The 12,296-nt window shown below is 33.5% G+C and carries 12 protein-coding genes; 3 read left to right on the top strand and 9 right to left on the bottom strand.

Annotated elements, in window-relative coordinates:
• Together LCY76_RS23335 and LCY76_RS23330 are read left to right on the top strand one after the other, a co-directional pair.
• Complete coding sequence (locus tag LCY76_RS23335) at positions 1 to 1,899, top strand: peptidoglycan DD-metalloendopeptidase family protein (protein ID WP_248254888.1); 1,899 nt, start codon at positions 1 to 3, stop codon at positions 1,897 to 1,899.
• Positions 1,900 to 1,918: 19 nt separating this feature from the next.
• Positions 1,919 to 2,533 carry a hypothetical protein gene (locus LCY76_RS23330; RefSeq protein ID WP_248254887.1) on the top strand — a complete coding sequence of 205 codons (615 nt, stop codon included), beginning with the start codon at positions 1,919 to 1,921 and terminating at the stop codon, positions 2,531 to 2,533.
• Positions 2,534 to 2,714: 181 nt separating this feature from the next.
• Here the strand turns inward: LCY76_RS23330 and LCY76_RS23325 are convergent, their stop codons facing one another.
• The 8 genes from LCY76_RS23325 to mntA form a co-directional block, all read right to left on the bottom strand.
• A complete protein-coding gene (locus tag LCY76_RS23325; protein WP_248254886.1) occupies positions 2,715 to 2,933 on the bottom strand; it encodes a tyrosine-type recombinase/integrase in 219 nt (72 codons plus the stop codon).
• A 224-nt stretch (positions 2,934 to 3,157) separates the two neighbouring features.
• The gene (locus tag LCY76_RS23320; RefSeq protein ID WP_248254885.1) at positions 3,158 to 3,394 is read right to left on the bottom strand and encodes a site-specific integrase; all 237 of its coding nucleotides are present in this window, start codon (positions 3,392 to 3,394) and stop codon (positions 3,158 to 3,160) included.
• A 408-nt stretch (positions 3,395 to 3,802) separates the two neighbouring features.
• Positions 3,803 to 4,564 (bottom strand): hypothetical protein, encoded by a 762-nt coding sequence (locus LCY76_RS23315; protein ID WP_248254884.1) that lies wholly within the window; start codon positions 4,562 to 4,564, stop codon positions 3,803 to 3,805.
• Positions 4,565 to 4,869: 305 nt separating this feature from the next.
• Positions 4,870 to 5,649, bottom strand: a complete 780-nt coding sequence (locus LCY76_RS23310) for a peptide arginase family protein (protein WP_248254883.1) — start codon at positions 5,647 to 5,649, stop codon at positions 4,870 to 4,872.
• Between the two features lie 881 nt (positions 5,650 to 6,530).
• Positions 6,531 to 7,646: a tyrosine recombinase XerS gene (gene xerS / locus LCY76_RS23305; RefSeq protein ID WP_419715002.1), complete on the bottom strand. Its 1,116-nt coding sequence runs from the start codon at positions 7,644 to 7,646 to the stop codon at positions 6,531 to 6,533.
• Between the two features lie 72 nt (positions 7,647 to 7,718).
• Positions 7,719 to 7,892 (bottom strand): hypothetical protein, encoded by a 174-nt coding sequence (locus tag LCY76_RS23300; protein ID WP_248254882.1) that lies wholly within the window; start codon positions 7,890 to 7,892, stop codon positions 7,719 to 7,721.
• 18 nt (positions 7,893 to 7,910) lie between these two features.
• Positions 7,911 to 8,303, bottom strand: coding sequence for a type VII toxin-antitoxin system HepT family RNase toxin (gene hepT / locus LCY76_RS23295; RefSeq protein ID WP_248254881.1), 393 nt, complete (start codon positions 8,301 to 8,303; stop codon positions 7,911 to 7,913).
• Positions 8,293 to 8,697 (bottom strand): type VII toxin-antitoxin system MntA family adenylyltransferase antitoxin, encoded by a 405-nt coding sequence (gene mntA, locus LCY76_RS23290; RefSeq protein ID WP_248254880.1) that lies wholly within the window; start codon positions 8,695 to 8,697, stop codon positions 8,293 to 8,295. The genes hepT and mntA overlap by 11 nt, the downstream gene beginning before the upstream one ends.
• 890 nt (positions 8,698 to 9,587) lie before the next feature.
• Here mntA and LCY76_RS23285 point away from each other — a divergent pair.
• Entirely contained in the window at positions 9,588 to 11,237 is a 1,650-nt protein-coding gene (locus LCY76_RS23285) for an ATP-dependent nuclease (RefSeq protein ID WP_248254879.1), read from the top strand.
• A 484-nt stretch (positions 11,238 to 11,721) separates the two neighbouring features.
• Here the strand turns inward: LCY76_RS23285 and LCY76_RS23280 are convergent, their stop codons facing one another.
• Positions 11,722 to 12,291: a hypothetical protein gene (locus LCY76_RS23280; RefSeq protein ID WP_248254878.1), complete on the bottom strand. Its 570-nt coding sequence runs from the start codon at positions 12,289 to 12,291 to the stop codon at positions 11,722 to 11,724.
• Positions 12,292 to 12,296: the final 5 nt, after the last annotated feature.

Raw genomic sequence — 12,296 nt, 5'->3', positions numbered from 1 at the left:
ATGGCACTACCCGCTTCTCACCCCCCTAAACAGGAAAAGTCCGTCGTCCGTTCGGTAGCTGAACAACAAGCTAAAAAAGCTGCAAGTAAGGTTGGACGGAAAATATTAAAAAAGGCTGGTAAAGTAGCTGCAAAAGTAATTAAACAAGTAGCTTTGAAACTGGTACAGCTGACAGGAAAATTACTTGTTAGTATCTTGGGCGGTTTGGGTGTACCTTTCTTGGTTATAATCGGGATCATCCTGGTTTTGGCTCTAGTTATCATGGGGGTAAGTGCCTACAGCGAAACAACCGGCGATGAAAACATTCAGCCACATAAGTTAAGTAAGGAAGTCTATGAATATATTCAAAAAAAGGTAGACGGTTCGGTAGATTTGAATGATCCGTTGCAAATGGCTTATAAAGTACCTCCAGCCATTATAGCTGCTACGATTCAGTTTGAAATGATGAATGGAAAGGGCGATGATTATAAAAAAACCGTAGATAAAATGGTTGAAGCACTAAAGCCAGAATTCAATTACCAAACGTTTGAGGAATGGACTGAAACTAAAGTTAAAACTTGTGAATACAATCAATGTATTACGACTTCATCTAAGAAGAAACACAAAGTTTCTAAATTAACAGACGTAACCGCATGGAATGGAGAACAAACTATTACATATAAAGGTAAAGTAAGTACTTGGAAAAAAAGTACCAAAGAAACAAATACTAAAGAAACTCCTTCAGAAAAAGATAGCAATACACCAACGAGCATGGTTACCACATCAACTCGTACCAAAAAATATAGTAAAGAGTCCGAGACCTTTGATATTGATTTCACCAAGTTGGACACCTTCTTAACCAGCATAGGAGCTGAAGAGGCTGATAAGAAAATGGTAGAGTTCATGTATCAATTTTCTACTAAGTTACCACTTGGATTTGCTGATTGGCTGGATAACGGTAGCGGGGGAGCAGGATTTAGCATGGGTAACTATGGCTTTGATGGAACCGTCATTCCTGGTGCCGGAGTACCTCCTCAATATATGCCTATTTATCGAGCAGCTGAGAAAAGGTTTGGGGTGGACTGGTATACCCTGGCTGCTGAACATTATGTAGAAACAACCTTCTCTACCGACCATATGATGGTTTCTCCTGTTGGGGCAGAGGGACATTTTCAGTTCATGCCTGCAACATGGGTTGGATGGTCATATGATGTCGGTGGAGGATTGGTTTCAAAGAGTTTAGACATTACTAGCTTAAAAGTTATCAAAAAGGGCAATGGCTATGGGGTTGACGGAAATGGGGATGGAAAAGCAGATCCTTGGAATTTGGAGGACAGCATTTTTTCAGCAGCAAATTATCTTTCTAAAAATGGTTATAAAAAGAATCCTAGAAAAGCAATATGGCATTATAACCATGAGGATTGGTATATAAACAAAATCTTAAAGTATTCTCAAATTTTTAAAGATGGGGCTACGTATGTTGCCAATCCTGGTAGTGATATACCTTTAGCAACAAAAGGCAGTTTCATGCGGCCGGCAACAGGAACAGTAACTTCAGGATTTGGAGGACGATGGGGTAAGCTTCATGCTGGTGTAGATATAGGTTTAGGTGGACGTTCTAATGTACCTATAGTGGCAGTAGCTGATGGCAAAGTAGTACGTTCCTACTTGTCTTCATCCTATGGAAACTGCGTAATAATTCAACACAATATAAACAATACACAGTATCAGAGCTTATATGCCCATATGAGCACTCGTTTTGTTTCAGTCAATCAAAAGGTTAAGAAGGGAACTCAAATTGGAATTATGGGGAATACAGGTCATACTACAGGTCCACACTTGCATTTTGAGATACATAAGCCAGCATGGAATTTCAGTAAATCAAATGCAATAAATCCCGTATTAGTCATTCCATTTTAATTGTCGATGAGGAGAGACTATGATCAGAAAAATTGCAGTAAGCTTATTGTTAATTTTCATGGTAATATCCGCGTTCTTATATTTTGAGTATAGGAAGTGTGAAGAGGTGGTCAATGTACACGCTGCAGTTAATGATATTAAGCATGATATTAAGACTCATCAACAAAAAGAAAAAGAACTTGAGAATTGGCTTTATACAAAAGACTTTGAGCATGAGACGGACATTGATAAGAAAATGGTGCAACGGTATAAGGACCCTGCTGCTCTCATGAATTTTTTGTTCGCTTCTATTCAAATGAAAGATCCCACTTTATTTAGTGAGAGCTTTGAATTTGAACAGTTTTCGAAAGATCTTTATAAGAACAAGGAAGAAGATAAACTACAAGTAATGAAAGAAATGATGGCCAGGATTTCACGGAACGATTCTATTCAAAGAATTGGCTATCGGGTTAATTCGAGCTTTATATCTGACAGAACAGAAGCCCTCCTTATGATTGATTATAAGGATAAGAAAACAGTAAAAGTACCTATTCTAATGAAGCTGATTGGGACTGACCATGATCAGAACAGTGAAATTTATTTTATAACAACATCTATATGGACGATAATTCAAACAATAGAAAAGGCCACATAAAAGGCCTTTTTCTTAGGTTTAAATTCGTTCTTTTGCATTTTTAAAATCAGCCACTATTGTATAGGTATATGCTGCTATAACACGGGCTTTTTGCCCTTTATATTTAACAATATCTCCGACTATGGCTACCATGATTCTCCTCCTAGTTCACTATTATCTATCTGTGTTTTGTCTAGATTCCTCAACTCATTACTTTTTCTCGTTCTTTTAAAGATAAGTTAGTATATTGTTGTGTCGTTTCAATGGAATTATGGCCAAGCTGATCACGTAATAAGATAAGTTTTCCACCATCCTTAATCCAGTCATTTGCAAAGCTATGACTAAGTTTAGGTGGAGTTAATGCTTTACCGGCTGTAAATGAATCTCTAGAAAAATAAGCCTCAGTATATTTCTTTACCATATTTTGAATAGCTCGTATGGACAAAGTAGGGAGGACGTTTACAGTATCCGCTTATCCCCTTTACGGATTACATCCAATTCATTCTTTTGAAAATTAATATCCCTAGAGTTATTCCAGCAGCTCACTTACTCGGATACCGCTACCCAACATGAGATTAATGGTCGCAATATTCCGCTCATTATCATGGATAAACCCCCTGATGTCTTTAGTTTGGTAACGATATGCTAATACTCAGTTTTAAGAAACTCTACAAAATCGGTAATTTCGCCTTCATTAAGCGTTAGAGAATGAATTTTACTTGCTCTCCTTGAATCTGTCTCTTCTTTTTTATCTAATTTGATCTTTTTAAATACATTGCGGTAAAAATAGCATTCACCGGTTTCTTCGTCTTCCGTTTCAGTTGTAAGGTAATGATATAAAGACTTAATCGAGTTTAAATTTCTGGCCACTGTATCTGCCATTCAGCAGCTTTCTCTTAATTTCATCAGTATTAATGATTTCTTTCTGGAGATATTCCTTATAAAATTCAGCGTTTTTTTTACTAAGCTTCTCAAGAACATTCATTGGGGTATGCCTGATCTCAGTTACTCTAGAAATACCTTCCTGTTTCAGCCATGTCAGAAACTTAAAAAATTTTATGAACATAGGCGAGGAGGGTAGAAGAGGATTATTTAGAACGCTTTTTTGCATGGATGTACTCCAGTACAAACTCGGGCATTTGTTGAAAATGGTTTTCTAATCGTTGCTCAAATATTCTAATTTCTCTGGATGCTGCCACTATAACCAACCTTCCTTTAAGGTAGTTTTAGCTCTATCAATTATGTCGATTATTGTCGATATTCATTAAAAAATTTTACGAATACTTATTCCTATATATTATTTTTATTTTTAAAGATATACAAGTAAAGCAAGCGATACTTGCAGAACCATTTCTTTATATATTTCTTATGAAACTTATTAGTCCAGTTTACCAATATCATTCCGGGCAAAATTAATGAAACACAGAGTATGAAGAGGTCAATATCACTCGTCTTATTAATAGATTTTAATTTTTGTTCAAGATGATGCCTATTCATAATAGACATATTTTCATCCTTTTGAATAGCAGATATTATACTACTAACCTCAGTACTAGTTAATTTAGAGTTATATTTAACATCTATTAATTGTACAGATTTTGCAATGGTAACTGTACTAAGTAAAACTATTATTAAAATAATTAAAACAGAAGTGAAAAAGAAAGAGAATAATGATCTCTTACTAACGCTCCCTCCCTTAGCTTTGGTTATTCCGGCATCGAGGTAAATATTAGCAGTTGAAAGTAAGGTATCAATAGCTGCAATCAGAAACCCCGAAATTATTATGTAATCATACCAATGATTTTCAAGTATGAATTTTTTAATCCATGGATGATCGTAAAAAAAAGAAAATAATCCATACAGAAAAACCACTGCAATAATTAAACCAAAAATAAGAGTAGACCGATTCCATTTCCAATTCATTATAAATAATCTTATTAAGATGATTGTGGTCGCAATTAGAATTGTTATATAATCATTTCCTCCGATTGCAAAATATATTAGTCCTGCTAATGATAAAAATAAAGCAATAGTATTAAAAATTTCTTTCATATCATAGACCCCTGTTATTTTTATTTAACTTTATATATTCGATCATTTTTATCCTTATCCTCAACAAACATCAATTTTCTTGTTTAACTAGTTTATCTAAATAGGAACAAACATCATAGTAAGTCTTGGGCTTACTAATTGAATACCGCTCGTTATTTATTCTTAAACCTTCTTACGCTAGGTATACCTGATTCCACAAGAGCTACTATAGCAACTTCTAGTGGAGAGGAAGGAGGGGAGATATTATGTAAGGGTTCTTTCTTTTTTTCTATAAAAAAGTCATCAAAAGATAACTGTGACAAATACTAAATCCTTTCAAGTTCTGTGACATCTGCAAATATTTTCAAAAGATACTCCGCCTTTTCATCTCCACCACAATAAATAGGTGAAAGAGCAACTGTAACTAAATCCCATTTGCACATTTTCATAACGTCATGCAATATTGATCGAATTTCTTTTTCTGGCATTAAATCAGGTGCAAATAGATTCTGAGATTTGTTAAAATAATCTAAATCAATGTCTAATATTTTACTCTTATCTTCAGAACATTTTATAAAGGTGTCTAAATGACTTTCCTTAAATTGCTCAATATTATACGATCGGTAAACAGATTTGAATTTTTGTTCGGATATAAAACCTAATATTTCCTGTTTATTATTTTCGATATCTTCACGTTGGTATGAACCGTCATCATCACTTAACATCCATGTCGCAAGATCTTGTTGTTGCTGGGGAGCCACAGTAAACATTGAACCAACCGTACCTCTTGCAAATGATGGCCATATGAAGTTATCGATACATATTTTTGAAGTTGTCATATTTCCGCTATTTAACTCTTCTCTTGTACGAATTAACTTGAATAAATCATCCTCTGATTTAGCTGTCATAATACCATCAACAAATAGACCATCAGCTACGTCGTCAAGGTGATAATCTAAATGAAGAAGTACCGCATCAGGACGAATAGAACCTTTTATTCTTTCAAGTTCCCAAGCAATAAAAGCCCAAGAGTGATCTTTCATTATATACATATTTTTTTCAGGAATGTGAATTTTCCAGTCAGAATTACGGTCATATTTATTCATTTTCCACCTCTATTGCTTGTTTGAAAAATTTTTAACTATTTAACAAAAACCCTCATTTAAATTAAGATTTAATGCAAATATATAGAACTGAAATAAAAAAGCTCTGGCCAGATTCATTAAAAACCATCTTGTCTAGTAAGGTAAGATGGTTAGCCTAGGACATTAAATAAGTAAACATCCCTTGAACGACCGAAACAGTTATGTCAATGTACTATAGATATAAAATAAGGGCCATTATTCGGGTTTTGTTTCAGTAAAAGAATAAAGAAGCCAAATTTATGTGGTAGAAACAATAAACCTTTGAAAAGCGCCTTGTTTTCTTCAGTTATGCTCTATTTTTTCATTCTGCGGTAATGTCTCTCACTTAACCCTTTGCACAAATGTAGTTTATCGCAACCTTCAGTCTGACACTAATCGTATTTTATAATTTTTAATATTGTTAGGCCTCTATGTCTTGCCCAGCGTTTATAGTGCCATGTAGCAAAGATTACTTGAAGTCGCTTCGTTAACACAGTCTTTCATATTGCATGTTTTCATAACTATTCCCCTTATTATATATCGGTGAGTTTAAGCATTCTTTTATGAAGTCATTATATAAAACAAACATGAAGGAGTTTGTGAAGAGGTTAAAAAAGAAGAAGCTTTCTGACAAATAAATCAAAGTAGAGAAAGGCTAGCCTATAAGAGTTCAAAAATGAATAGCTTTAAATACAGAAATCTAAGAAAAAAATCAACTTAAGTGATGTAAAGAAGGATTATTATTCCTTGTTCTGCTAAATGATTTAAGTAGAGAAGGGGACATTCGTAAAAAACGATGAAGGCAAACAAATTGTTGCCTTCATCGCCTTTTTGAAAAATATATAATCACCTAAAAGCGATAACTACCTTAGGTTCCTTCTTTGGCCCAAAAGCTCCGCAGCTTTTTTTGCCTTTTCATGCTCTGGATTGCTATATAGAGCCGCAGTTGTAGTAGAGCTATGGCCGAGTTGGGTCATTAGTAAATGGATATCACCCTCTTGGGCCATCAAATGAGTACCATATGTATGCCTCAATTTATGTGGAGACATAGCTTTATTTGTGGTAAACGCTTTTGTATATTTCTTAACTAGTGCTTCAATAGCACGATTTGAAAGGGGAGAAGCCTGTCCATGAATTTTAGTGAGAAAAACGTAGTCGTATCCATCATTATTCGCGTTATAACGGGCGGTTCGAACGAGTAAGTATGTTTTTAGATCATTCATTGAGGGAGGGGCAACGGCTACAATATCCTTTTTCCCCCCTTTTCTGAGGACATGTATCCGATTATCATCAAAATCCAAATCACGAATCCTTAAATTAGATAACTCATTTACTCGGATACCGCTACCGAGAAAAAGGGACAGTATAGCAAGATCTCGCTCTTTGTCTCTCTGGAAATATGCTAACCGACGAGGAGTTAAATCCTTCTCATACAAATTCTTTACATAATCGAGGAAGATAGTATCATCATCGTTGTGGAAAATTTGAGTTGAAATTCTTGCTGCTCGTGACCCAAGGGTTTCTTTAACCTTATTCACTTCGATTTTTAACATAACGTTGCGGTAAAAATAAGGTTCACCTTCTTCATTTTCCGTTTGCGTAGTCAAATACTTGAAGAGGGAGCGGAGGGCTGAAATCTTCCGGTTGATTGAAACCTTTTCAGCTTTTTTTGTTTCATGTTTATTTACGGGAATGTTTCTGCGCTCTAAAAATTTGATGAAGGAACGAGCATCCTCTAACTTAAGATTTTCCAAATCAGTTAGTGATATATCTTTAATATCTTTACTATTTGAAATGCCTTCAGCCATAAGCCACTCAAAGAACAATTTATAGTCTAATACATAGTTTAAAAGGGTGGAGGGGGATCGGTTACTGAGCTTATCATCGACATATTCTGCAACATAGAAGGGCATAAGCTTGACCAGTTGTTCTAATTTTTGTTCATGTACATGATGTTGTCTTGTATTAGCCAAAGTCAAAACCCTTTCATTTTTTATAGTTTAAGTTTGCGTATAATTCAATTTTTACGAAATATTGTTTACATAATTAAATTATGCTTTACTTACTGTTGAAACAGGCACTTTGACATATTCGTATTGGTTAGGATAGAGAGTTTCTAGATCTGCGATTGCCTGTTCAGCAACTTCTTCACCTTTAAAAATTGTATCAATAGTAAAGGCCTCAATATTAGTATTTACTTGAAACACTCTAATTTTATAGTTCATATTAAAACCTCCTGATCGTTAGTATTGAAGTATTTGTCTTGTAAACTCTTTAAAATCACCAAGGTGTTTTTCTAAGATCTCAATGTTTATGGACTGATAATCATGAACAGCTATATTTCTAAACCCAACCATTGCTTTTAATCGCTTAGCTAGATTTTCCTCAATAATTGCATGCTCTTGTAGCATATCAAACGCATCTCTACTTGATTGCGGAAGTCCTAGACGTTTATCTGCAATTATATGCATGGCCAAGTCGATTGAGGCTTCACACGCTCGTTGTACATTAAGGATCATGGAGTCTTGCTTGGTAAAGTCCTTAAGGTTTTCAGGATCATTTTCATAAACCTGATGAATCCTATTTATACAGCGTTCAATTACACTAATCTTGTTTAGAATAACGTCATTTTTCATAAATTGACCCGCTTTCATCAATTTTCTTTAGTATGTTTTTACGTTCTTCATTTAGCTTAGCGTACATGCTTAGAGCAGTCATTTGTAAGTTCTTAAAAACGTTATCATCAACACAATAAATTAACTGACCAGTTGTGTAAATCTGAGCCTTAAAAACAGTTGATGCTGCATTTATATCCACTAAATCGACATCTACTTTGAGTAAGGATGCCAGTTCTTGTGAGAATTCAAAAATTTCATATGTAGTAAATTTCTTTTGTGAATGGAAAGCAATATCAATATCGCTTTCTTTATGTACAGAGTCTTTCGCATAGGATCCAAAGATAATGATAAATGTTGGATCAATTTTTGCTATTAGGAAATCCTGGATGGTTTGAAACATATCTGGTTTCATTTACAAACACTCCCTAATATTTATGACTTCATTATACCAAACATTTATTCCTATGTCATATTATTCGTAAAATTAGTATTTTACGAAAAGTTTAAATGTGAACCGAGTCAAAATTCTCACCTCTATCCCCTCGATGCTTAGACTTCGTTCCCTATGGACCATAGGATGACCTTCGCTTATTTCATTTTTTGTATACCCTTGTTTCAAACCTTTCTCCTTTTGAAAATCATAAAGTTCCTTAGCATAATCATTGGCTACAAAAATATGTTTTAAATCATTTATTACAAAATCTACTTCGCTTTCTATTAAAGAATTTATTAACTCATGCAACCACAGAGTTATTTGTTTTCTTTGATCTTCCCTTTTTTTTTATTTGATTTTCACCTGTTTCACCTGCAGGTATGTACTCATCATGAATATGAATATGTATATGTATATTAACTTTCGTTATTCATATCTCTTTTTCACTTATAAATGTAAAAAAGCATTAACGATGAATGCTCTTTTTACACTATAAAAATTAATCTTTAAAGTAAAGCGAACTTGTATAATATTCTCACTTTTAGGTGTTAAACCTTCATTCACTCAACTAAAATGTTATATTATTTTTATTTCAACATTCCATTTAAAGTTACTAAAATTACCTTTTTTTTATTTCTTCTAACAATTTTTTAGCCTCATCAGTTTCTTGTTTCCACCAAATTAAAATTAGTCTTCCTTCAAGTCTCGTCTTTTTATAAAAGGGTCCTTATTGTTGAATATACTTTTATTAAGGCAATAACAATTTTCCCATTTTAAAAATAAAAAATTAAGAAATCTTCTCAAAACTCTAATTTCACTTTATAATGCTGTATGTAATATAAATTTACTTTTTTTGGAGGATCAAAAAGTTGATAGAAACTATTTATGTAAAGCATGGTCAATCTACTAGCCAATTAACATTACCTATTGAAGGGGACAAAATCACTATTTTTGTTGGTCCCAACAATTCCGGTAAAAGTCTTATTTTAAGAGAGATTGAAAGTTATTTTAATAATATAAGTCAAGATTTTAAATTACTTGAAAATATTGATCTTAAAATGCCTACTCCAGAAGAGTTAAATAATTACTATGAGTATTTTAAAATGAATGACTCACGTTATGTTTCAAATCCGGGTTATGTATACCTAATGAAAAGAACAGTTGATGGAAAAATAGAGCCACTTCATATAAATAAACATTTAATTGAAAACGCATTAAGTGGAGACAAAAGTCACTATCAATACTTGCTTCAGCATTATCATGGAATGTTTTTATTAAGATTAGATGGGAGCACAAGGTTTAATTTAACTTCTCCTCAAGAAGGCGGTGATTTAGGTGCCTCTCCGTCCAATATATTAATGGCTTTATTCATTAACGATGAATCAAGATTAAAGATTAGAGAAATCATAGCTGATGCTTTTGGTAAATATTTTGTTATTGATCCAACAAGTATGTTGACTCTGCGAATCAAATTATCGGATAACCCCCCAGTCGATAAAAGTGAAGAACAAGCTCTAGACTTTAGAGCAAGAAAATTTCACAATGAAGCGATGGATATTAAAGATTTAAGTGATGGTATAAAAGCTTTTACAGGAATTGTTACATCTGTGTTTAGTGGGGATTCGAAAATTATCCTAATAGATGAACCTGAAGCTTTTCTTCATCCACCATTAGCTAGGAAATTAGGTTTAAGATTGGCACAACTCGCTCCTGAAAGGAACGCTACACTTGTTGCTGCCACACATAGCTCAGATTTTATTATGGGATGCATTCAATCAGGAAAAGAAGTAAACATTATTAGATTAACATATCAAGACGGTGTATCATCGGCTAAATTACTGCCTTCCTCTGATTTGACCAGTCTAATGAAGGATCCTTTATTAAGATCAACTGGAGTTCTAAGTTCTCTTTTTCACGACACGGTAATAATTACTGAATCAGATGCTGACCGAGCATTCTACCAAGAAATCAATGAGAGATTGATTTCTTTTGGTAATAAGGGACTAAATAGTTGCTTATTCCTAAATGCACAAAATAAGCAGACTATATATCGTATTCTAGGTCCATTGCGTAATCTCGGAATAAGAACTGCTGCTATAGTAGACATTGATGTTGTAAAAGAAGGTGGACAAGTTTGGGCAAACTTGCTCAGATCAGCACACGTTCCATCTACCCTTATTGAACCTTTAAATATTCTTCGTAATGACGTAAAGCAATACTTTCAAAATACCGGAAGGAATATGAAGAGGGATGGCGGTATTCAACTGTTAGAAGAAGATGAAAAGGCCGCATGTCAAAATCTATTTGATCAATTAGCTAGTTATGGTATTTTTATTATACCCAATGGTGAACTCGAATCTTGGCTTAAAAACTTTGGTGTTGCTGGTCATGGACCTGCCTGGTTGATGTCTATTTTTGAAAAAATGGGTAGTAATCCTGACGATACAGATTATGTAAAACCCTTTAATGGAGATGTATGGGGATTTATTGAAAAGATAGCAAAGTGGTCAGATAAATAAGAAGTAAATTCTGTTGAAGTTTTTTAAAATATGTTAAAACGCTTCAATTTTTTTGTTAAATAATTAAGCCCAAGTGTTGATATTCCTTCAGATACAATTCTTACTATAAGAAAAGCGATTAAAAAAAGATCTTTTTACAAATAACATCTGTAAAAAGATCTCTAAAACTCGTTCGTATTCCGCTGACTTTTTTGCGGACAAAAAACGCAATTAACTCTAAAAACCTTATTTTTATGCCTTCCTTACATCATGCCGCCCATGTCAGGCATGCCAGCGCCGCCAGCATTTTATTCAAGCTTATCTGCGATGACAGCTTCTATTGTTAGGAAAGAAAACCATTTATAACAAAAAGTCACGTAAATTCTTTTCTATTGTGTATAGACTACTTCTCTTAATAATACTTATACCATTATTATAAAGTGGTCATCAAAATATGGCTCTAAGCATTCATAATTGGTTAAAAGTACCCCGGTTAAGGAAATTCCTAATCAGGGATAATACTTTTTTCATATTCTTGTTGTATTTTTTCCCTTAGTATGCTAATCTTCATACGGTAATTTTCTATCTTGTTTATGCTATCAACTATATCCTTAATTTCTTTATTGAGCTTTATTTTAGGAATTTCTAAATTAATTAAATTTGTTATAGATATAGTACTATTATCAGAAGTAGAAGCTTGACTATAGAAAACTGGCTGTAATAGCAATTTTAAAAATTTTAGGTAGTATACTTTATCATCGTTATCCATTATATTCAAATCTCTAAGAACTTCTTGGTTATCTTTTAAAAACAAAATAAATGCATCTGAATTTGTTGCATATCGCCCTTTGTCAAAAAAAGTAAGAGTTCCAGCCTTACCTTTTCGAACAATGTTTAATATCGGGTGACCATCAATTATATGAATCTTTTTTTCTGTTTTATTTTTATAATCTAAAACAGTTTTGGCCTTTTTGATTTTTCCAACAATCGGGTTTTCGGTTGAACCTCCTAAAACAGTAATAGTTTGGTTATCTTTATGTTTTGGAGCATTGCGATAAATAGTTTCTTCAGTCAATATAT

The sequence above is a fragment of the Fictibacillus marinisediminis genome (assembly GCF_023149135.1).
Classification (GTDB): domain Bacteria; phylum Bacillota; class Bacilli; order Bacillales; family Fictibacillaceae; genus Fictibacillus_C; species Fictibacillus_C marinisediminis.
The sequence above is the reverse complement of the archived record's forward strand: the minus strand, read 5'-3'. Positions and strand labels throughout refer to the sequence as shown.

Excerpts from the sequence above, each read along its gene's own strand:
- LCY76_RS23335 (WP_248254888.1), top strand. The coding sequence starts at position 1 with ATGGCACTACCCGCTTCTCACCCCCCTAAACAGGAAAAGTCCGTCGTC.
- LCY76_RS23330 (WP_248254887.1), top strand. The coding sequence starts at position 1,919 with ATGATCAGAAAAATTGCAGTAAGCTTATTGTTAATTTTCATGGTAATA.
- LCY76_RS23325 (WP_248254886.1), bottom strand. The coding sequence starts at position 2,933 with ATGGTAAAGAAATATACTGAGGCTTATTTTTCTAGAGATTCATTTACA.
- LCY76_RS23320 (WP_248254885.1), bottom strand. The coding sequence starts at position 3,394 with ATGGCAGATACAGTGGCCAGAAATTTAAACTCGATTAAGTCTTTATAT.
- LCY76_RS23315 (WP_248254884.1), bottom strand. The coding sequence starts at position 4,564 with ATGAAAGAAATTTTTAATACTATTGCTTTATTTTTATCATTAGCAGGA.
- LCY76_RS23310 (WP_248254883.1), bottom strand. The coding sequence starts at position 5,649 with ATGAATAAATATGACCGTAATTCTGACTGGAAAATTCACATTCCTGAA.
- LCY76_RS23300 (WP_248254882.1), bottom strand. The coding sequence starts at position 7,892 with ATGAACTATAAAATTAGAGTGTTTCAAGTAAATACTAATATTGAGGCC.
- hepT (WP_248254881.1), bottom strand. The coding sequence starts at position 8,303 with ATGAAAAATGACGTTATTCTAAACAAGATTAGTGTAATTGAACGCTGT.
- mntA (WP_248254880.1), bottom strand. The coding sequence starts at position 8,697 with ATGAAACCAGATATGTTTCAAACCATCCAGGATTTCCTAATAGCAAAA.